Below are 19,204 nucleotides of genomic sequence, written 5' to 3' on the forward strand. Positions count from 1 at the left end.
CGCACAAGGCGGTCGGGGTAGCTGAAATTTGTAGTCGATGCGTCAGGCTGGCCAGCCATCGTCGAGCATGGCCTCGGTGATCGACCCGTCAGCCACGGCGGCGAGCAGATCGGCCTCGCGGTCGAAGCACGCCTGCACATACGCACGGACCGCCGACGCCACGCCGATGATCTGAGCGCCGGTAAGCTCGACGAAACCGTCAGCGGTCTTCCACTTGATCGTGTAATCGGCATCTAGCATCGCGGCCAGGGCGGCGCCGGTAATCAGCCCCTGGCTGCGGTCGTCGGTGGCAATGGCCAAGCCCTGTACAACCGTCCCGGCCATCTCTGCCGTGTAGCGGCGAGCGGCGATCAAGCTGGGCCAGTCCGGGGCTGGCGGCGACGGCGGCCCTGCCAAGACCACCCACACGCCGCCCGCCCATTGGGCCACCTTGTTGCCAGTGGTTTTGGGAGGGGCCATAGACGTGCTGTTAGGCGGCAGGGCGTCCTCAGGATCGATATCAATCTTGCCTGAGTACACACCAAGCGAGTCGTACTGGTAGACCGTGATCATGCAGGCTCCTTCATCTTGACGTAAGCTTTCACCGCCGGGTAAAGGGTGTTGGTTGCAGTGTTAGCAGTAGTAGGAGTACCGCCAGTAGCGGCGAAATTAGGTACCTGGAACTCGGTTAGAGGGTTGAATGGGTACGTGTCTTTAAACATGAAAAGATTAGCGCCGTTCTGAGTATATCCAACCACGAAAGACTTAAAGTAAGCGGGGTCGAAGTGCCCACACAAAAAGCTGGTGCTTCCTGCATTGACAACACCAGGCCCTGTCAGCCTGCCGAAAGTTTCGCCTACATTTCTGTAGACATAGAATCCGGCGGAGTCGCCTGAATAAAGGTACTTACCATCTGGACTAAACATAACTGACATAGCGTTGGTGCCGTTAACATTATTCACCTGCTGCTGGTAAACAAAGGCATCACCTGATCTTTTATAGATAAACGCCACTGGATTGTTGGGTACAATACAAGCCAGATAGCTGCCATCTTTACTCATAGACATAGCGCTAAATGCCCCGTTAACGCCAACGACTTGCGTAACGACGGCAAACGCATCTCCAGTTCGCTTAACTACTGCAAGGTTAGGGCCTGAAACACCAGTGGAAATCGCCCAATAAACGCCGTCAGCAGACACCGCCATCTGGCCAACAAGAGCAGTAGCACCCACAACCGGGGTGGTTAATTTTGTGAACGTATCCCCGGTTCTTTTGTACGCTGCGAAATATGGACTGACATTGTAAGTAATGCCTAAATACACTCCATCATCAGAAAAGGTGCATGAGTTACCACCTTGTGTCAGTGCAGGCAAGGTAAGCTTGGTGAAGGAATCCCCAGATCGCTTATAAACTTCTAAATAGGGAGACGTAGCCCCGTAGGCTACAGCCAAGTAAACCCCATCTGCGCTAAAGGATAAATATGGGTAGCCTGTACTAGTAGTAATAATGGTAGCAAGTTTGGTAGCTACACCTGATACGATTTTATAAGGCTCTAACCTAGCAACCCCACTGGAGCTGTCAACTCCTCCGATAACAAGATAGGTTCCGGTGCCGTCCATGGCCATGCTAGCTTTTGTGAAGCCAGTAGATAATGCCGGTAAGGTACTATCGTAAGCTGTAGGGGGGTTAGGCGGAATCAAGCCTACTTTGGCTATATAGTCAGGATAACTAGCCTGAAGGTAAGTAGCCCCATCAGCCAATTTGTACTCAGCGCCTGGTGGATTGAGGCTGAGCATAACGTCACCGATCTGCTGCCCTACAGCGCGCCAAAGCACGCCGGACTCGTCGGCCTTAACCGTCAAAACTTTATTCTTGTTGCCTACCAGCGTCGGCGCACCGACCGCCGCCTGGGCTGCTGCCGCATATGTCTGGGCGTTGCTGGCAGACGTCGCGGCGTTGCCTGCCTGAGTCGTAGCCAGCGCTACCTGCTCAGCCGCCGCCACAACCTTCATCCCTGCCTGCGTTGCAGAGTTGGATGATGCCGTTGCGCTAGCCGCAGCAGCGTTCTTGTAATCGAGGGTCGCGGCCATGGTATCGGCCATCCAGCTTACTGCCGTGTTCACCTGGATGCTGAACGGCGTCAAAGCGGCGGTAAATGCGTCAGCCTCAACCATATAATCGTCGGGGCCGTCACCGCGCGTCGGGGCAAGAGGAAGCGCGGCAATCACTGGAGTCGCCATAAATTAATTCCTTCAAGATTTAATATTCAAATGCTGGAACAGCTACACAAGCCCTTCGACAGTGATTGTTCCCGAAGACAACTTCGGCCCCGCCAGAACTATGTTGAAGTCTTTGTAGAAGCCGAAAAGAATCGTCGCCTCATAGGTTTCCTCGCCAACCCAAACTGTAGGGATGCCGCGCTGATCTGCCAGTAGACGCCGAATCTTCGCGACTTGTGCCGTTTCCAGCGCAATGTCGAAATCGGCCCGGTTCGAGTACGAGCGCCGAACTACAGACGTGTTTCCGAAATCATCGGTGGACTTTCGGCTGTAATCGTTAATACCGACAGAGCTGCCGTAAAGCGCGTCGCCGAGTTTCTTCCAGGCGCCGACAACGATATGCCCGACAGCCGCCGTACCTGAGCCCGCATCTACTGTCACCAGAATGTCAGCAGTCCCATAGGCGGGCATATCCAGCAGCACCAGGTCAGTCCGGACATCTATTTCAGAGAAGAAATAGTCGTACCAGTTGGTCACGCCGCCATCAACCAAGCTAATAACCCGCCGGTATCTCTCCCCTTCCACAGGATCCACCATGGTGACGGTTACAGTGCGCCCGGCAACATTGAACATCGCCAGCGAGTTAACGACGGCGCCAGGCCTCAGCCGAACAGTGATCGTACCGGCGTTCGTGGTCAGCGATTCGACCTTGGCGTCGAACATCCGCCAGCGATTGTCCGCGCCGATCAATTGCCACTTGGCCGGAGCCGTTGCCGTCACAACCTCTTCACCTGGTTTGACGCCGGCGGGCACCGCCGCAAACGCCTCCCAGATGTTGTGATTCAACAGCACCCGGGCGGCAATGGCGTACGTGGCCGTCGACGACCAGGCCGGGTAGTCGCTTTCGGGGACGTTGCTGCTGATCAGCTTCGCCTCGGAAATTTCCACCGGTTTGATGAGCCTCATGCGTAATCCCGCTCCTGTGGCATGCCTTCGTTATCGAATTTCTCGAGCAACTGCGCCACTTTCTGGCTGTACTTGGCGATCTGGAACTGTCCGCGCTGATTCTCGGCGCGCAGCTCTCGAATCTCGGCTAACAGCGCCGCGTTGTCGTCGCCGCCGTTCAGCATGGCGGCCGTCTGGCTGGCGTTGTAGATCCGCGACGGTCCAGTGACCTCCAACTCAGGACCGTTCTCGCCTACAAGGCGCAGGCCGCCGGAGTGAAAGCCGCCCGAGGCATAGCCTTTGATTTCACCGTTCGAGACAGCGTCCGCCTTGATCGCCGCGGCCAATTGCGCGGCCGTCATAGAACCGGCCTGACCGCCCCAATAAACCGCCCCTGCCGCATCGGCATCACGCCCGAGCACACTGTTATAGATGGCATTGATGTCGTTGTAGCTCGGCGCGCCAGCACTCCCAGTACCGCCGGTGTAACTGCCGCCGGTTGACGCAACGGGTTTCGCTGCCGACGCTGCCGCAGCGATAGCCGCCTGTACCGACGCATTGAATGCTTTCAGCGCATCCGCAACGCTCAGCACTGAATTATCGACGCCGTTCAACGCATCCAGTTGTTTCTGTGCGGTGTCGAGCTGAGCATCGAGCACTTCCATCTGTGCGTCGTACTGTATCTTCGCGTCGGATATCTGCCCCTGAATGCTCTTGAGCAATTGCTGCTCAGTCGTCAATTGCACGCCGTTGATCGCGTTCAGCTGGGCGACCACGTTGGCCGTCCGGCCTTGCTCCCGCGTAAAGTCCTCGAGCGACCCGTACATATCGGTGCTGTTGCTGCTGACCGTGGACAGCGCATCGTCCAGACCAGCAAAACCCGACAGCGATCCGCCGCCCTGAGCTGTGGCCAAAGCGTTTTGCAACGTTGCTTTGGCCTGAGCTCGCAGCATCTTGACGGTTGTGTCCGAGGTGCCGTTGAGCGACTTCAGCGCGTTTTCCAGCGCGGTGCCCGTTGTCGTCAGCTCGGCAATACTCGATTGCGCAGTCGACGCCATGTCATTAAGAGAGCTGACGCGGGCGTTGTAGGCCTCAGTCAGGTTGTTTTTCTCGGCGCTGACCGCCTTGGATAGCGCGCCCATGGCGTTGTTGACAACGCTGGCAACTAGATCCTGCTGAGCCTTAACTACCCCTTCCTGCGCGGTGTACAAGGTGTCTGCCGATCCGGCCAAGGCAATCATGCTCTCGTAGAGTTTCTTGCCTGATTCGGTGGTTTGGTCGATGCCGTCGACCATCGCCCGATAACCCGCCCTGGTTGCTGGAAGGACTATACCGGCGTCCTTGAACTGCTTGGTTATCTCGGCAAGAGACCTGGCGCCGTTTTCCGCAGAACTATAGAACGCGGCGTAATAGGCCTGCTGCCGCTGCTCGAGGATCTGGTAGACGTTGGCCGCGTTGGTGGCGCCCTGAGTCAATTTGACGAACATTTCCTGACCGGTTTCAGTGGTCAGGTCCAATGCTTCGAGCATGTCGCTATAGGCTTTGCGGGTGTCCGGCAGCTCAATGCCAATATTCTTGAACTGCTGACGCACCGCTGCAATGGACTTGTCGGCCTGCTCTGTTGCGCTCAGAAAATTCTGCGAATAAGCCGCGGCGTTCGCCGTGTATTGCTCAATGCCCCCGGATGCCTCGACCATGGCGTTGGCCAGTTCCATGTTGTGCGCGCTGAGCGCCATGGTTTTCTGGTTGACCGTGTCCAGCGTGGCGTTGAATGCGGTAAACACATTCACCCGCTGCGCCAGCTCCTTGAACGAGTAACCGAAACCTTCGGTCCCCTTATCCAGGTACTGGACCATCTGGTCAGCGGCGTTATCGAACCAGGCCACAATTGCAGCCTGGATCTGTTCGTCGGTCTGGCCCTGGGTAGATATTTTCTGTTTCGCGATGTCCAGCCCGGCGAAGGTGCCTTGATCCGCTGCCACGCCGATGGCGGCGACAACATCGATTACCTGTTGTTGGGTGGTGTCGTAAGCGTCATCCAGCATCTTTTGCTGCTCATCAGACACAGCGCTGTACTTGTAACGGCGCTTGGTGCCCATGAACAGCGCTTTGGATTTCTTCTGATACTGGTACTGCTGCGCGCTGACCTGGTTATCTTCAACACCGAGCTCAAGGCCGGATTGAGTGGTGACCCAGCCGGTACCGAAAAGCTTACCGCCCACCGTAGCGCCCAATGCCGCACCGATGGCCGCACCAATGGCAGTGCCGATTGGCCCGAAGTACGAACCGACCATTGCGCCTGCCTGATAGCCCGCATAACCACCGGCCGCGCCACCCACTGCACCTTTTACGCCCGCATTTTGGTAGCCCTGCAGAGCGCCGGCGATGGCAGCCAGGTACGGACCGTAGTTGGCGCCCTTCCCCATCAAGCTACTGCCGTCAACGATGTTGCCGCTGTTGTCGAGCATGACGCCGGCGCCACCTTGGGTGCCGCTGAACGTTTCAGACAAATAATTGCTGGCACCGTTGTACGCCCCGCTGAATCCACCGGAGCTGTAACCCTGCGCAAGCGCACCGCCAAAGTTAGAAGAGGCAATGCTGTATGCGGTGCCGCTGTAATTGACGATGTTGCCAGCATCATCAAGCATCACGCCGGCCCCGCCCTGCGCAGCGCTACCACTTATGCCGATGTTGCCGGATGACTGAATATTGTTGCCGATCTGCCCGAGGACTTCACCGATGCCACCGGCCTTGTTAGAGCCGGTAACGGAGTTGATGAAGCTGATCATGATCGGCTTCGTGATCGCCGCGTTCGCAAGCTCGGCGAGCATCTGCTTGAAGCTGTCGATCAGGCTGGTTTTGAAGTTAGAAAAGCCATGCCCGATGTTTTTCCACATATCGACGAAAGCTTCGTCAATGCGGTTCAGGGCGTCGTCGGTGAGCTTGCCCCATATCGTCAGCTTCGACTGGTTGTCTTCGTACTCCTTGCCGAGCTTTTTCAGCGCGTCCTGATAGAGCCCGATATTATCCGCGTCGAGCTCCATGGCTTTGCCGAGCGCTTCCTGTTCTTCCCGGTAATCGCGCAACAGTTTTATCTGGGGGTTCAGTCGGTCAACGATGTCCCGCGCCTTGTTCGCCTGATCCAGTGCCTTATTGGCATCCTGCTGAGCCTTTGTCTGTTTGAGAAGCTGTGCGTACTCCTTGCTGCCGACTGAAATATTCTTGCCTGTCAGCTCCGCTTGCATCGCTTTCTGGACGTTGTACGCCTCAATGGCGGCAGCCCCTTGCAAAGTTGCCCTGGCCTGCGCAATCAGTTGATCGACTTCCACCTGCATCGCGGCAGCAGCTTTGGCAACGTCCCGGCGGTCCTCCGCATCCTGCATGTCGTTAATGGCTTTGGTTACCTTGTCGCGCGCTCCGGCGCCGGTCTTGAGCAATTCTTCTTCGATCTTCTGCTGGATCGTCATTGCCCGGACATTATCGGCGCCGCTCAGGTACGCATCGGCCATGTCATTGGCGGATTGCGTGGTGATACCGGACTTGGCCAGCAGGTCGTCCAGCGCTTTGGCCTGGGCCTTGAGCGCGGCGGCGGCTGCGTTCGCCGCTTTATCGACACGCTTGTTGGCTTCAGTGGTTGCGTCGAGCTGGGCAATAGCGGCCGTCGCGCGCTCGTCGGGCGAAGCCTTTGGCACGACCGGCGCAGTTGGCGTTGCGCCGCCGAACGTCAGAAGGGACGCACCCGACAAGTTCTGGTGCTGCTGGGGCTGGACCAACAGCAGGTTCTGCCCATTCACGACCCGCAGCGTCTGATCAATGACCTGCTGCATCGCGGTCACCTGGCGGCCCGCGCTCGCCTCGGCAGCCTTGGCGGTGTCTTCCAACGCCTTTTTCTGGGCGGCAGCGGCCTCGTTCTGCGCATCTTCGGCCGCATAAAGCGAGGCCAGCTTGATTTTGAGAGCGGCTTTCTCGACTTCGTTGCTCTGCTTGATCGCCTCCTGATAGGCCTTCAGCGTGTCAGTCTGTTCACCGATCAGCTTGGCGGCAGCGATTTGGGCAGGCGTAGCGCCCATTCTTGCGGCGGTGTACGCGGCTTCAGCCTCGGTATTGGCACCGAGCAGATCGCGCGTTTTGAGGAGCTGGGAATAATACTTATCCCATGCAGCGACATTCGCGGCGCTTTGTCCGGACGATGCTTGTTGAACTGCCGTCAGACCTGTGGTCGCCTTGGTGGCTCCGTCAGATTCAGAGGTTACGACGCCAAGAACCTTGCCAAGATCACCCGCTTTTTTGGTGCTGTCATCGTACGTCTGAGTTAGTTTGGCCAGGGCCTTTTCGGACTCAGGATAGAGCTTTATCGTTGACTCAATCCAAGAGGTGACGCTACTGAGCTCACGCTTGCCGCTCTTCACCTCATCGATCATTGCCCGGAATTTTTCGGCATCCGCGTCAGGAAAGACAATGCCCCGCTCGACCTTGTAAGTGTAATCGTCCAGCGCACTGCTGGCCTCTTTGAGCGCATCTTTTTGCTGATCAATCCAGGTGAGCCTTTGAACGCGCTGAGTAGCCGCGCCAAGTTCGCCGTATTTCTTTATCGACTCGTCGATGGTGGCGTGCTGATCGATCAACGATTGCGTCGCAGTATCTGCGGCGCTACCAAAATGGAAGAAGGAAAGCGCAACCAGACCAGCCGTCGCGATAAGGCCGACAGGCCCAGTCAGGATACCTAAAAGGCCGCTTCCCGCAGCTGACATAGCGCCAACGGATCTCGACGTAGCGCCAGCGGCGGCGGTTGCCTTATCGGAAAGGGCGATTGCCTGATTGGTCGCAAGCGCAGTTTCAGCATATCCAGCCGCAGCGGTCGCCCTGAGTTTGTAGGCGGCCTGAATTTCGGCGGACGTGGCAACCGTGGTCTCTGCCAAAACGAGCTCGGCGGCTTTTACCTGGTTGATGATCAACACTTCGGACTGGCGCAGCTCGGCCAGGCGCGCAACGGATTGAGCACGACCGGTATCAGTTATCTGCGCGCGGAGGCGTTGCTGCTCGAGCGCGCGCTCGGCGACAAGCGCGGCCTGAACAGCCTGCAGGTTACCGACCTCGCTGGCTTGGCGCATGCGATCGGCTGCGACTTTCTGCTCAGCCGTCGCGAGCTCAACATTGGCGCGTTCGAGCAAAGCTTTCGCATCCGCTTGCCGCGCGACGGCTGTCAGCATGGCCTGCTTGGCGCTGGCAGCGTCAGCGACCAGAGCGGCGTCCGCAGCGACAGTAGCCCGGACCAGTGCGGCTGTCTGCTCAATGGAGGCCTTCGTAGCCGCGACAAAGGCAATTGCGCCCTGCCCCACGGATACAGCCAGGCGGGCCCCGATCACCACTGCCAGAGTTTCAGCCACGTTCGAGACGCGCTCCACGGTATCCGCAAACGACGTGCTGTCCGCCGACACCGAATCCAGTGTTTTCGCCATACCTGTCAGAACATCGGAAAGTCGCGCACTGGTGCTCGTCGCCTGGTCGAACTTGCCGATCAGGTTCGTGGCCGAGTTGTCCAGGCGGGTCATGCCCGTGCTCACGGTGTTCTGCATTTTGCCGAACTGCTCGTTCACGGCGGTGGCTTGGGCCTGCAGCGCCTTCACCACAGAATCGGCGGTAAGTTGCCCTGCCGCGCCGAGCGAGCGGAGAGCGCCCACAGACACGCCCATCCCCTTTGCGATTGCCTGGGCGAGCGCCGGGGCCTGCTCCATGACGCTGTTCAGTTCTTCGCCACGCAGCACGCCTGACGCGAACGCTTGCCCCAGCTGGATCAATGCGGCGTTCGCTGATTCGGTCGAAGATCCACTGATGACCATCGTTTTCGCGATGGTCTCAACGATCCCGGCCACACCTTGGCCGGAAAGCTTCAGCTCTTTCTGGTTCGTGGCGATCCGTTGATAAAGCTCTGCCGTGGTTGTCAGTGGCTGACCGGAACGCTGGGCAATATCGAACACGGCGCGCTGCGCGGCAGTAAACTCTTGAGCGCTGGAGGTGACCAACTTCAGCCGGTTAGAAACAGTGGTGTAGGCCTCTGCGTGCCGCAGCAGTTCGCTCAGGCCCGCAGCGCTGACAGCACCGGCAAGAGCTGTCTTCACCATGTCGCCGGCGGCTCGAGCACTCTGCCCAACCCGATCAAACGCGGTGTCGACCCGGCCAAGCTGCGAATCTATCCGCCCGGAAACCTGCGCTACTGTCGCGTCCGCCCGGGACATCTCCTGACGAAGCTGCGCCGTCGTAGCTTCAAGGCGGATCAGCATCCCCTGGACTTCTTGACCTGCCATGTACTTTTCTCCGGGCGAAAAAAAACCCACCGAAGTGGGTTTATTCAAAATTCTTTATCAGTTGGCTTTTGCGGCCATTCCTTCGCAGCGCTGGGATGCCCAACAGTTGCTCACCCAGTCGACAGCCTTGGTCGAGCAGCTATAGCCAATGACCATGTCGCCACCACGACGCACAGCCTCAAGCTTCAGGACCAGTTCCGCCTCTTCCCGGCTACCGGCATACCGAGCCGTAGTTTTGCTGTCGCAGGAATTGCTTTCTACCTTGCCCAGGGCCTTATGCGCTGGCGCGTTCTCACCCAGTTCGTACAGGCTGACCTTAGATGCCTGAATTTTTTCAAAATCGGTGAAATCGTTCGGTGTAGCTGCACAACCACAAAGCAGCGCGGACGCTGCAAGCGCAATCCATTTCATGTGAAATCCCTCTGGAAAAATCCGAGATTATCAAAACGGCACCAACGGCGCCGTTTTAACCATTACCCATGGCTGCGCGCCTTGAACGCATTCATTTGTGCTCTGATGCGTTCGCGCTTCTCGTCCTGGCTTTCGTTTTCCGGCGGTGGCGGCGGCCCCGCCTTCTTGCCGCCTGAACCGAAGGGGTTGGTACTGCGTAGAAACTCGACCTTCGCATCCCACGCCAGCAGTATCTCGGGGACCGGCGTCGACCAAGCTTCGCTCGGTGGCCAACCCAGGCAGCCGGTGGCTATGCCAAACAACTCGTCCACATAGCTGCCGTTTTCAGGGCGATTTACTTTTTTGCGCCTTTCGCCGAATCGGCAGCGGCGTCGATCTGCTCGGCAGCCTTGGCCGCCGGATTCAGCAGCGCAGACAGGAATTCAATCAGAGGCGGGGTCACGCTGATGATACCGGCAGCGTAAATTTCTTCTTCGAGCGCTTCGATTTCCTTGGGTTTGAGCACCAGGTCGGCACCGGCCGCGATGACTTGTGTAATGGCGCCGAGGTTGAATTTCTGCACTTCCTGCATGGCAGGCAGGATGCCGCCGAACACACGCTCGATGCGCTTCACTGCCTTCAGTTTGAAGGTCAGGGTGTACGAGTTATCGCCGACGATTGCTTCAACGGTGCCGTGGTCAGTCTTGGACATGTGTTTTTACCTTGAGGGTCTGAGTGGTTCGGGAGAGGAATGAGGTTGATGCCGGGGCCGAAGCCCCGGGCGGGTTACGGCTTGTCTTCGTAGATAGCGGAGTTGATCGCCAGCGATACCGAAGCCTTGCGGATGGAATCGGCGCTGCCGATCTGTTTGCGGAAGCTCAACACCTGGACCAGGTAGTAATCAGCGGTGCCGTCGCCGTAGTCCATCATGACGGCGAAGTTCGAATCACTGGCCAGCGCCACCTTGATGGCCTCCTGGCCTTCGTCGGCGGGATCTTCGCCGAGGGTGACTTGCTGGGTGCCCGCGTCGAAGGTGCCCTTTACTTTGCGCTTGCGACGGTTGGCCAGCGCGGTGAAGTCAGCGGTAGAAGCTTCGTCGCCCAGTTCGCCAGCATCTTCGACTTCGCCGATTTCCTTGTATGTGAGCGCCTTCAGCGCGGTGACCGCTGCGGTACGGCCATCGGCATCTTCGCCGTAGGTAACGTTGTGCGCCGGCCCGATTTTGAGCGTGATACCGGCAGAAGTTTTAATAGCCATGTTGCCCTCCAGGGCGGATGAAACGAAAAAACCCGCTCAATGGCGGGTGCTGGTGTTGCTCGGCAATATCAGTGCTGGGTGATGATTTGTAGCGTGACGCTGCCCATGTAAGTCCGGCCATCAGGCTCGCGCGTGCTGTCGGAGCGCGTGACGCGGGCAGAAATAACCCTTCCAACCTCAAGCGCCAGTGGCTGCTCGTTAACTGCCGCGTAAATTTCGGCCATGATCTTTTTCACTTCGAACTGACCAGGGTAATTACTCCACACGGACAGGTAGAACAGGCGGTTCTGCCGATCCTTGCCCGATATCGGCGTGGTGTTCCGGGAGAACTCGCGATCAAAGGTCGTGTAGGGCATCGGCGCGTCCTGCGGCACATCGTCGTAGACCGGGCAGGAAATTGACGCTGACAACCGGGCATAGAGCGCCTTTTGTAGCGCCAACGTCGGGTCACTCATCGCGCCTCCTGTGCGGCTCGCGATAGCGTGCTGGCAATGGCCGACTTGATCAGGCGGGCAATGTCGTCACGATTCAGGTCAATGGAAGGCCGAAGCCATGGGTGCGCCGGCCGTGGCGCAACTATCGTATTGCCGCGCTGATACTGCTTGGTACCGCGCTCGAGGAAGACGACATAGAAGACCTTGCGGTTATCGCGCTTCCCTCGAATCCCTATCTGCGCATCCAGACCGCTCTTCGAAACGAACGCCTTCAATGTGTTTCGGGCATCGCCATCGTCGACGGGTATCAGCTCCTGCTGTGTAGCCAGCACCAGGTTGGCGGCCTGGACCATCGCCGGGCGCAGGTCACTCTCCATCTGGTTGCCGATACGGCGCAGAAGACCGCGCAGCTTGAAATCACCCTTGGAACGCCGGGCCATGTCAGTACCTCAGGGATTGGTTACGTTCGAGCACAGCAGTCGTAGCATGCTGTTCGCGTTATCGAGCAAGGCGGCCTCGATCTTGTACGTGGTGCCCTTGTGCACCAAGCGCAGGCCCGCCACCAGATCCGCAGCAGGTCGGCAGCGGATCTCGGCAGTCACATCAGCAGTGATCTGCTGAGCCACAACCTGCGTACGGCCGGTAGGCATGGTGATTTCAGTCCAAACCTTACGCAGCTCAACCCAGGCTATCGCGCCGCCGCCCATACCATCCGGGGAGCGCTGGTTCTTCTGTAGCGAACATCGGTGACGCAGGGGGCCGGCTCTCATACATTCACCCACCGGTATGGACGCCAAAGCGCGTTGGTGGATTGCGGCAGCTCGGCTGCGGTCACACCCACCACCGTCGATTCGCGATTTGCATACCAGTGCCCGACCAGCAGCAGAGCGCCCTGCTCTACTGCCTTGGTCGGCAGCATGGCGCTGCCAATCGGGTCGGGGAGCGCATCGCCAGGGTCGACCAAAGTTCGATTGGTCCAGACCGTGAAGGCGCTGAACGCCGCATCGACATAGGCCTGGATCAATGCGTCGTCATCGTCGCCATCCACGCGCAGGTGGGCTTTGACGACGGCCATATCAAGCATTTCCTGGCACCAGAGCTTGCAGCGCTTCCTTATTCGCGCCGGCATCAAATTCAATGCCTTTGGCGGTGAGCCATTCTTTCAGCTTGGGCACCGTCATTTTGAGCGGATCAACGTTGTCTTCCAGTTCCTTCTGGGCCTGGATGGCGGCATCGATCTCTTCCTGAGAGCTGCGGGAGGCATAACCCTCAGGCGGGTAATTGATGGCCTGGTAACCAGCCTCGATAAACTCGAGGATGGTCGGACCGTCCGCCCGCAGACCAGGCAGCGGCCGCTCACCGAGATACGTGGCGACATTCAAGTGATCAACAGCAACCAGAGCGCAGCGTTCGGAAACATCCTGCTCGCCGGTCTCCACTTGCACTACGTGATTGCCTTCCACGGCGAATGGAAAGGCCTGGGTAACGAGAATCTTTGGCATAACAATCTCCAGAGGTTCGGGCGCCCGGAGACGCCCACCATGATTACGCCGCGCTGAGGGTCAGGATCTTCACCGCCTGAGAGTTCGTCAGCATGCCGCCGACGCGCTTGGTGGTGTAAAAGCCGACGTAGGGCTTGTTGGTGTAGGGGTCGCGCAGCACGCGAGTGCCGATGCGATCGACAATGGTGTAGGCCGCCTTGAAGTCGCCAAACGCGATGGCGTTGGCATCTGCCGCCACGTCGGGCATGTCTTCGTTTTCAGTGATGCCATAGCCCAGCAAGCTGGACGGTGCGCCAGCCTCCAGGCCCGGGCGCCACAAATAGTTGCCCTCGCTATCCTTGAGCTTGCGGGCATAGGCCACTGTCAGGTTGCCCATCATCCACTTGCCATTGGCGCGGTAACCGGCCTTCAACGAGTGAATCAGATCGATCAACTTGTCACCACCGAATGCGCCCGCTGCACCACTCACAAGCTTCTGCAGAGTGCCGAACGCACGCGTGTCATCACCGGTGGCTGCGAGCGGATACGCCAGCAGGCCTTTCGGCTTATTGGTGCCGTCGCCGAGCAGGAAGGCGGCGCCTTCTTTTTCGGAGAATTCACGACCCACTTCGCCGTTCAACCAGCCTTCAGCATCGAAAAAAATATCATCGAGGCTGGTTTGCGTGGCCTGGGGATTGGCATAAATCTCGCCCATGAAGGCAGAGATTTGACTCAGCGTTGGGGTTCCAGTCGCTGGGCGGGCGGCGGTCTCACCGACCCAACCAGAACCGGCGCCACCCTGGCTGACCAGGCGCTTGTAATCGTTGGTGCCTACGGTGATCTGGTTGCACACCTGGCGCATCGGGGATACATCGTGCAGCAGGGTGATGATGTTGCGGTCCAGCTCTTCCGGTACCGCGTAGCCGCCATCGGCCTCGACACCCACCTGCAGGGCCTTGGCCTGCAGCTCGCCCAATCCGGCATCGATACCTTTTCGCACAAACTGCATGAACGCGGCCTTGTGTTCGCTGGCAGCTTTGGTGCCAGTGCCACCGGGGCGCTTGATATCGGCCAGCTCTTTTTCCAACGCGGTTTTCAAACCGTCCAGCTCACCCAGTTTTTCGTTCAGGGTGTCGACCTGGCCGGACAGCTTGCCCTTCTCGGACTCCAGGCCATCGATACGCTTGTCGTTCTTTTCTTTGAACTCGTCGAATTTCTTGCCCAGCGCTTCGGCAACTTCATCGATATCTTTCTTTTCAACAGCCATGAGAGGCTCCTTACAGTCGTTCAATAAGTGATTTCAGGGATTGCAATGCGTCGTCGGCATCCGCCTCTCGCGGTGAAACTGCGCCGTAGCCTTTGGCCATGAAAGCCTTGGCCTGGGAGCCGGAAAACCCTACCTCTCGCAGGGCTCGCTCCACTTTGCTCGGCGGCGGTGTTTGCCCGCGCGCCAGCAGAGATTTCACGTCGGTGATTCGGGCGTCATCGTTCGCCGGGAAGGTGACAAGGGACACCTCCCACAAGTCGATGGCCTTCAGAATCCAGACGCCTTTTTCCTTGTCGTACTCGTAGTCATCGAGCATGTATCCGATGGACATACCGCTGAGGCTGCCTGCCTTCATGTGCGCGTGGGCGCGCTTGGCAAGCGGGTCGTCATCGATCAGCAGTCGACCCTTGACGTAAAGCCCGGTGTCGTCTTCGCGCATCTCGGTATAAACACCGATCGGCTCGCTCATGTTGTGCTGCCAGAGCATTGCAGGCAGTCGGGCCTTCTCTTTCCAGCGCGCCAGGGTGGCGTCGAAAGCACCGCGGACCACGACGTCCCCGTAACTGTCCTCCACGCCGAACACCGAGCCGTAGCCTTCGAACTCGCCACTATCGCTGACCGATTTGATGGTCAGCGGCAGGTCAAGGCGCTGTTTTGTCTGCATTGGTGGCAGCCTCTGGATTCGTGGTCATGTTCATCGGGGTGAGATAGACGTCACCGCCTTCGCGGGGATTAAGGTCTTCAAGCTCGCGGCAGTCGTTGGGGCTCAAAATGCCCCACTGAATACCCTTTCCGTACGAGGTGTAGCGGCCATTCAGGTCGCCGCGCATCAATGCGCCGGCGTTGAACTTGGCGTAATGGGTGAGCCGGTCCCGCTCATTGAGCAGGCCGACCTGGACCCGGTGCTCAATACGGGTGATCAGCGGCACAAGCGAGTAGTTCACGAAGCTCATGCCCATGTTTTCAACGTTGTTCAGCGTCATTTTTTCCATGTTGGCCACCAGATGTGGCGGCACACGGAACAAGCCGCACAGCTGGGCCTCAGTCAATCGCTTCGACTCGATGAACTGCGAATCCTGGGCATTTAGGCTGATTGGCTTCCAGTCCAAGCCAGCCTCCAGCACCATGGGCTTGTAAGCATTTGCCACGCCCATGTGCTCGCCGTTGAACTGGTCCTTCAGACGCTTGAATGCCTCGTCGGTGAGCTTCTCGCTTGTGGCCAGCACACCGCTGGCCACCGCACCATTGGTGAACAGCTTCGCCGCATGGGCATCCATGGCCTGGCCGAGGCCCAGCGCCTGACGGGCATAGGCGATAGGGTTCAGCCCATTCAATCCATCCAGGGTGAACAGCCGAACATGCCAGATTTCATCCTGGGTCAGCACCTCGGTACCGCTACTGAAGTTGACCGAGTACTCAACGGTCCAGTCATCCTTGAGCTTCGGCTTTACCGAGTCCGGATTGATCGGTAACAGCTCAACGACATTGCCCAGGGCCATAACCTTGTAGGCGTAGAAATTGCCCCGAAGGCATAGGCAGGCTACCAACATCTCCCAAAACTCTTGGGAGGTCATATAGCCGTTAGGAGCCATGGACAGCAGCGGGTAAAGCCTATGCCCAGTGGCTGGCAGCCGCTGCTTATCGGTCTGCTTATAAAGGGTGCAAGGCAGCATGCCGATGGATTCAGACAGGACGCGCACGCAGTTGAATACCACCAGTTGCTGCAATGCGCTGGTGGTAGTCACGCGCTGCCCACTATTTGTGTCGTAGCCTGACCCCAGTGCCCGAGCCAGCTTTTCAGATGTATCGATGGCCTGAGGGTCGCTCTTACGACCGAAGAGGGATCGCAGCATCAGCGATCCCCTCGTACGACGGAAACGACAGCCAGGCTCAGTAGTACAGCGCCGCACACAGAGAGCGCCACGGCCTCGCCCCAGCCAGCCCACAGGCCACGAGTAAGCAGGCAAAGACCAAGCACGCCCACCAAATCAGGCGCAGCACTGGCCAGCAGCGCCAGCCTTGAGGGCTTCTCGCTTACTTGTTCGGTCATAGGGTTCGAATTCCGTGTTTAACAATGTGGTCAGAGAGGGAGTCTTCTGGCGCCGCGCCTGCTAGGACTCGACCGATAGCCATGATCAGCGCCACGGCGCCGTCGATTTTGTTGTCATTACCCTGCTTGATCGCGCGCACGACGTCGTCGTTGCCGGGCAGGAACTTGCCGATCACGTTGCCGATACACCACGTCATGATCGGGTTGCCGTCGTGGTGGAACCGGCCAGATTCAATCGCCGCCTCCAGCTCTTTCATGGCGTCGGACATGTTGGTGTAGTTCTGGGTAATCGTGATCGGCGAAAGCCCCTCGTCATCCAGCTGGTGACTGAGGTTGGTAGCACCGTGCGGGTCAATTGGGCTTTCGCGCACTGGCGCCAGCTTGTTGGCCTCTTTGCACTCCTCGAGGATGTCCCGATAGTCGATCTCTGCGCCCTGCGAGGTGTACAGGTAGCCCGCATTCAGCCAGGCCTGGAAGCGCTCGAACATTCGGCGGTTGTCGGTATTGAAGGCCGTGTCTTCTGGCACCCAAAACCGTGGCGCAACGCTGTAATAGTGGATTTTCCCGTCGATTTCGCGCCAAAACAGCCGGGCCATCGAGTTCATATCCAGCTTGCGGGCCAGGTCGAGCCCGAGATTGCACTCCTGCCCCTCGAACTGCTCCAGGTTGAGGCTTAGGTCTTCGCACGCTTTCCAGCTCTGCAGATTGAAAAAACCTGATTTGGCGCTCACCCAGACGTTGAGATGTTTGGTTTTAAACGTGTTGGTGAACCGCGCCGAGCGGATTGCACGCTGCTGCTGGCTCTCCAGGTACTCCTGAAACACCGAAACCCCCATGCAGGGGTTGGCCTTCGCCAGATTCTTCGGGTCCGTCCAGTCGTCACCCTCGTCCAGGGTCCATATGTAGCCAAAAAGCTCATCGTCCGGCACCGTGCCGTCCAACATTTCCAGCACCTGGCGGCGCTTGTCGTAGCACGGTCCCTCGATGTTCGCCCCGGCCGTGGTGATGATGAACATCAGCGGCTGTCGTCGGGCGCCCATGCCTGTGAGCATGGTGTCGTAAAGAGCTGCGGTTTCGTGTTCGTGGAATTCGTCGATGATCGCGCAACTGGGCGATGCACCGTCCCCAGGGTCCCCGATCAAGGGTTCGAACCGACTGTTGTCGGCCGGGATGTTCATATTCGAGGCGTTGATCTCGATGCCAACGGCCCTGATCAGCATCGGGGAGCGCTGAATCATCAGCTTGGCAGGGCGGAATACCTCCCAAGCCTGCTTCTCACTCGTCGCGCCGGCGTAGACCTCGGCGCCGAACTCCTTGTCCATCACGAACATGCTGGAGCCGACACCGGCGGCAATCACGCTTTTGCCATTCTTGCGCGGCACTTCCCAGTAGCTTTCGCGGAACCGGCGGTGGGCGCCTTTCTTCCTCACCCAGCCGAAGGTGCAGGCCAGGCCGAACAACTGCCACGGCTCTAGGGTGATCAGTTGCCGCTTGTAGGCCCATTCGCCCTTCGTGTGCGGTAGAAGCTGTATAAATTTCAGCTTCTTCTCGGCCTTGGCCGGGTCAAATTTGAACGAAAAATCTTTCGACCGACTCTTGGAGACGTCGTCGAAGTGCCGTTCGATGGCCTGGTGAATGTACCGGCACGCCGGAAACTTGCCTTTCAGGACTGACCTCGCCCAAACCATCGCCTTATCGACGTTGGCGTGGGCGGTTTTGGCCATCAGGTACTCAGCAGGTCTGAAAACGGGTTGGTAGGCTCCGGCTTATTACCGCCGATGATTCTGGTTCTGCTGGCCGGGTCCAGGCCCAGCATCGAGCCAAAGGTGACCATCTGGCGCATCGCTTCGTTTGCGGCGGTGAGCGCCGGGTTTTTAATCGGGCTACCCTGGGCGGACGTGACCACGATACCGAACTGCTGGACTGAGTCTTGAGCCAGACGCCAGTTGCCGTAGGCCGTGCAAAACGCTTCGACGTTATGCAGATCGGTCAGGGCTAAAACTTTCGCGGAGCAGAGCTGTGGGACAATCATCTGCCACACGCGGCGAGCGTTTTCGCTCAACCAATCCGGCGGGTCAATGTCGTTGACCAGGGAGAAATCCGGTTCATGCTTATTCAGCGCGCGCTTGCCTGGATTACCGGCCAGCGCCTTCTGGGCCGTGGGTTTCGGACGACGGCCCGACCGTCCCGCAACCCCCGGCATCGGCTAACTCCTGAACTTTATATTTCGCGGCGACAGAAGAACGATGGGATGGACCATTTCCGAGCAAAAGATCCGGAAGTTTTTCCCTCCCCCCTCCGCCATTTGAGAATCATTATCACGCACCAATTAGATGCAGGCACCGAAATGGTGCGAAATAGATCATTTGACCGGGTAGCCATCCAGCCCGGCGGGCGAGCGGTACTCGAAACCCAGGTCCTCAGCTGTCTTGCGGTGGTGACAACCACCGGCGCCCTTGCAGAGAACCTGGCAATTGTCCTCGGTGTCCTTGCCGCCCTTGAACAGCGGCACGGTGTGGTCCAGCTCGAAGCCGCCAGGATAGTCCGTCAGCCTGCCGCACATGGCGCAGGTCGGGCTTCTGGTCCAGACGTTCAAGCGGCGTTTCTGCAACGCTCGGCCTGCCAGGCGAGGGGCATGGCCATGGTTCTTGACCTTGGCCAGATGCGCGTGAGCATCGCAGTAGGCGGCGTTGCGGTGCAGCGTGTTGCAGCCTGCGTGGCGGCAGGGCTTCTGTGGGCGCTGCGGCATTCGGCGGTTCACCCTACTGTTGCGTTTGGCCAGATGGACCGGGCGTAGGCCAGGGCTCCAGCTTGGTCGTGGTCTTCCGGCATGATCATCGGAAAAGGCGAAAACCCTGGCACTGCGACGTACCAGGA

The 19,204-nt window shown here is 58.5% G+C and carries 20 protein-coding genes; all 20 read right to left on the bottom strand.

The genetic code is table 11. From position 1 onward, the window contains the following. Nucleotides 1-42: 42 nt before the first annotated feature. Nucleotides 43-552 carry a DUF4376 domain-containing protein gene (locus ACCD02_RS24495; RefSeq protein ID WP_413307763.1) on the bottom strand — a complete coding sequence of 170 codons (510 nt, stop codon included), beginning with the start codon at nt 550-552 and terminating at the stop codon, nt 43-45. Next, nucleotides 549-2,219, bottom strand: coding sequence for a hypothetical protein (locus tag ACCD02_RS24500; RefSeq protein ID WP_413307766.1), 1,671 nt, complete (start codon nt 2,217-2,219; stop codon nt 549-551). Before ACCD02_RS24500 ends, ACCD02_RS24495 begins: the two co-directional genes overlap by 4 nt. Nucleotides 2,220-2,261: 42 nt before the next feature. Continuing rightward, nucleotides 2,262-3,164 carry a hypothetical protein gene (locus tag ACCD02_RS24505; protein WP_413307769.1) on the bottom strand — a complete coding sequence of 301 codons (903 nt, stop codon included), beginning with the start codon at nt 3,162-3,164 and terminating at the stop codon, nt 2,262-2,264. Continuing rightward, a complete protein-coding gene (locus ACCD02_RS24510; protein WP_413307772.1) occupies nt 3,161-9,448 on the bottom strand; it encodes a tape measure protein in 6,288 nt (2,095 codons plus the stop codon). Before ACCD02_RS24510 ends, ACCD02_RS24505 begins: the two co-directional genes overlap by 4 nt. Nucleotides 9,449-9,505: 57 nt before the next feature. Continuing rightward, nucleotides 9,506-9,859, bottom strand: a complete 354-nt coding sequence (locus tag ACCD02_RS24515; protein ID WP_413307774.1) for a hypothetical protein — start codon at nt 9,857-9,859, stop codon at nt 9,506-9,508. Between the two features lie 62 nt (nt 9,860-9,921). Next, a complete protein-coding gene (locus tag ACCD02_RS24520) occupies nt 9,922-10,170 on the bottom strand; it encodes a hypothetical protein (protein ID WP_413307777.1) in 249 nt (82 codons plus the stop codon). A gap of 23 nt (nt 10,171-10,193) precedes the next feature. After that, nucleotides 10,194-10,550: a hypothetical protein gene (locus ACCD02_RS24525; RefSeq protein ID WP_413307779.1), complete on the bottom strand. Its 357-nt coding sequence runs from the start codon at nt 10,548-10,550 to the stop codon at nt 10,194-10,196. 74 nt (nt 10,551-10,624) lie between these two features. After that, nucleotides 10,625-11,095, bottom strand: coding sequence for a phage tail tube protein (locus ACCD02_RS24530; RefSeq protein ID WP_413307782.1), 471 nt, complete (start codon nt 11,093-11,095; stop codon nt 10,625-10,627). 68 nt (nt 11,096-11,163) lie between these two features. Further along, nucleotides 11,164-11,550, bottom strand: coding sequence for a DUF3168 domain-containing protein (locus tag ACCD02_RS24535; RefSeq protein ID WP_413307784.1), 387 nt, complete (start codon nt 11,548-11,550; stop codon nt 11,164-11,166). Next, the gene (locus tag ACCD02_RS24540) at nt 11,547-11,969 is read right to left on the bottom strand and encodes an HK97-gp10 family putative phage morphogenesis protein (RefSeq protein ID WP_413307787.1); all 423 of its coding nucleotides are present in this window, start codon (nt 11,967-11,969) and stop codon (nt 11,547-11,549) included. Before ACCD02_RS24540 ends, ACCD02_RS24535 begins: the two co-directional genes overlap by 4 nt. Before the next feature lie 9 nt (nt 11,970-11,978). After that, the gene (locus ACCD02_RS24545) at nt 11,979-12,299 is read right to left on the bottom strand and encodes a phage head closure protein (protein WP_413307789.1); all 321 of its coding nucleotides are present in this window, start codon (nt 12,297-12,299) and stop codon (nt 11,979-11,981) included. After that, a complete protein-coding gene (locus tag ACCD02_RS24550; RefSeq protein WP_413307792.1) occupies nt 12,296-12,604 on the bottom strand; it encodes a head-tail connector protein in 309 nt (102 codons plus the stop codon). Before ACCD02_RS24550 ends, ACCD02_RS24545 begins: the two co-directional genes overlap by 4 nt. A gap of 1 nt (nt 12,605) precedes the next feature. After that, on the bottom strand, nt 12,606-13,031 hold the full coding sequence (locus ACCD02_RS24555; RefSeq protein ID WP_413307795.1) for a HeH/LEM domain-containing protein: 426 nt from the start codon (nt 13,029-13,031) through the stop codon (nt 12,606-12,608). 43 nt (nt 13,032-13,074) lie between these two features. Further along, on the bottom strand, nt 13,075-14,277 hold the full coding sequence (locus tag ACCD02_RS24560) for a phage major capsid protein (RefSeq protein WP_413307797.1): 1,203 nt from the start codon (nt 14,275-14,277) through the stop codon (nt 13,075-13,077). Between the two features lie 10 nt (nt 14,278-14,287). Continuing rightward, entirely contained in the window at nt 14,288-14,941 is a 654-nt protein-coding gene (locus ACCD02_RS24565; RefSeq protein ID WP_413307800.1) for an HK97 family phage prohead protease, read from the bottom strand. After that, a complete protein-coding gene (locus ACCD02_RS24570; protein WP_413307803.1) occupies nt 14,919-16,130 on the bottom strand; it encodes a phage portal protein in 1,212 nt (403 codons plus the stop codon). Before ACCD02_RS24570 ends, ACCD02_RS24565 begins: the two co-directional genes overlap by 23 nt. Then, on the bottom strand, nt 16,130-16,327 hold the full coding sequence (locus ACCD02_RS24575) for a hypothetical protein (RefSeq protein WP_413307806.1): 198 nt from the start codon (nt 16,325-16,327) through the stop codon (nt 16,130-16,132). Before ACCD02_RS24575 ends, ACCD02_RS24570 begins: the two co-directional genes overlap by 1 nt. Next, on the bottom strand, nt 16,324-18,051 hold the full coding sequence (locus ACCD02_RS24580) for a terminase large subunit (protein ID WP_413307808.1): 1,728 nt from the start codon (nt 18,049-18,051) through the stop codon (nt 16,324-16,326). The genes ACCD02_RS24575 and ACCD02_RS24580 overlap by 4 nt, the downstream gene beginning before the upstream one ends. Next, nucleotides 18,051-18,530, bottom strand: a complete 480-nt coding sequence (locus ACCD02_RS24585; protein WP_413307810.1) for a phage terminase small subunit P27 family — start codon at nt 18,528-18,530, stop codon at nt 18,051-18,053. Before ACCD02_RS24585 ends, ACCD02_RS24580 begins: the two co-directional genes overlap by 1 nt. A 159-nt stretch (nt 18,531-18,689) precedes the next feature. Next, a complete protein-coding gene (locus ACCD02_RS24590; protein ID WP_413307813.1) occupies nt 18,690-19,076 on the bottom strand; it encodes an HNH endonuclease in 387 nt (128 codons plus the stop codon). Between the last annotated feature and the right edge of the window lie 128 nt (nt 19,077-19,204).

It is taken from the genome of Pseudomonas sp. Pseusp88 (assembly GCF_047303955.1).
Taxonomy (GTDB): Bacteria; Pseudomonadota; Gammaproteobacteria; order Pseudomonadales; family Pseudomonadaceae; genus Aquipseudomonas.

What these genes read in the sequence shown, in the direction of transcription:
- ACCD02_RS24525 (WP_413307779.1), bottom strand. Translation starts at nt 10,550, where the DNA reads ATGTCCAAGACTGACCACGGCACCGTTGAAGCAATCGTCGGCGATAAC.
- ACCD02_RS24515 (WP_413307774.1), bottom strand. Translation starts at nt 9,859, where the DNA reads ATGAAATGGATTGCGCTTGCAGCGTCCGCGCTGCTTTGTGGTTGTGCA.
- ACCD02_RS24560 (WP_413307797.1), bottom strand. Translation starts at nt 14,277, where the DNA reads ATGGCTGTTGAAAAGAAAGATATCGATGAAGTTGCCGAAGCGCTGGGC.
- ACCD02_RS24510 (WP_413307772.1), bottom strand. Translation starts at nt 9,448, where the DNA reads ATGGCAGGTCAAGAAGTCCAGGGGATGCTGATCCGCCTTGAAGCTACG.
- ACCD02_RS24505 (WP_413307769.1), bottom strand. Translation starts at nt 3,164, where the DNA reads ATGAGGCTCATCAAACCGGTGGAAATTTCCGAGGCGAAGCTGATCAGC.
- ACCD02_RS24585 (WP_413307810.1), bottom strand. Translation starts at nt 18,530, where the DNA reads ATGCCGGGGGTTGCGGGACGGTCGGGCCGTCGTCCGAAACCCACGGCC.
- ACCD02_RS24530 (WP_413307782.1), bottom strand. Translation starts at nt 11,095, where the DNA reads ATGGCTATTAAAACTTCTGCCGGTATCACGCTCAAAATCGGGCCGGCG.
- ACCD02_RS24565 (WP_413307800.1), bottom strand. Translation starts at nt 14,941, where the DNA reads ATGCAGACAAAACAGCGCCTTGACCTGCCGCTGACCATCAAATCGGTC.
- ACCD02_RS24580 (WP_413307808.1), bottom strand. Translation starts at nt 18,051, where the DNA reads ATGGCCAAAACCGCCCACGCCAACGTCGATAAGGCGATGGTTTGGGCG.
- ACCD02_RS24590 (WP_413307813.1), bottom strand. Translation starts at nt 19,076, where the DNA reads ATGCCGCAGCGCCCACAGAAGCCCTGCCGCCACGCAGGCTGCAACACG.
- ACCD02_RS24555 (WP_413307795.1), bottom strand. Translation starts at nt 13,031, where the DNA reads ATGCCAAAGATTCTCGTTACCCAGGCCTTTCCATTCGCCGTGGAAGGC.
- ACCD02_RS24495 (WP_413307763.1), bottom strand. Translation starts at nt 552, where the DNA reads ATGATCACGGTCTACCAGTACGACTCGCTTGGTGTGTACTCAGGCAAG.
- ACCD02_RS24535 (WP_413307784.1), bottom strand. Translation starts at nt 11,550, where the DNA reads ATGAGTGACCCGACGTTGGCGCTACAAAAGGCGCTCTATGCCCGGTTG.
- ACCD02_RS24575 (WP_413307806.1), bottom strand. Translation starts at nt 16,327, where the DNA reads ATGACCGAACAAGTAAGCGAGAAGCCCTCAAGGCTGGCGCTGCTGGCC.
- ACCD02_RS24540 (WP_413307787.1), bottom strand. Translation starts at nt 11,969, where the DNA reads ATGGCCCGGCGTTCCAAGGGTGATTTCAAGCTGCGCGGTCTTCTGCGC.
- ACCD02_RS24500 (WP_413307766.1), bottom strand. Translation starts at nt 2,219, where the DNA reads ATGGCGACTCCAGTGATTGCCGCGCTTCCTCTTGCCCCGACGCGCGGT.
- ACCD02_RS24550 (WP_413307792.1), bottom strand. Translation starts at nt 12,604, where the DNA reads ATGGCCGTCGTCAAAGCCCACCTGCGCGTGGATGGCGACGATGACGAC.
- ACCD02_RS24570 (WP_413307803.1), bottom strand. Translation starts at nt 16,130, where the DNA reads ATGCTGCGATCCCTCTTCGGTCGTAAGAGCGACCCTCAGGCCATCGAT.
- ACCD02_RS24545 (WP_413307789.1), bottom strand. Translation starts at nt 12,299, where the DNA reads ATGAGAGCCGGCCCCCTGCGTCACCGATGTTCGCTACAGAAGAACCAG.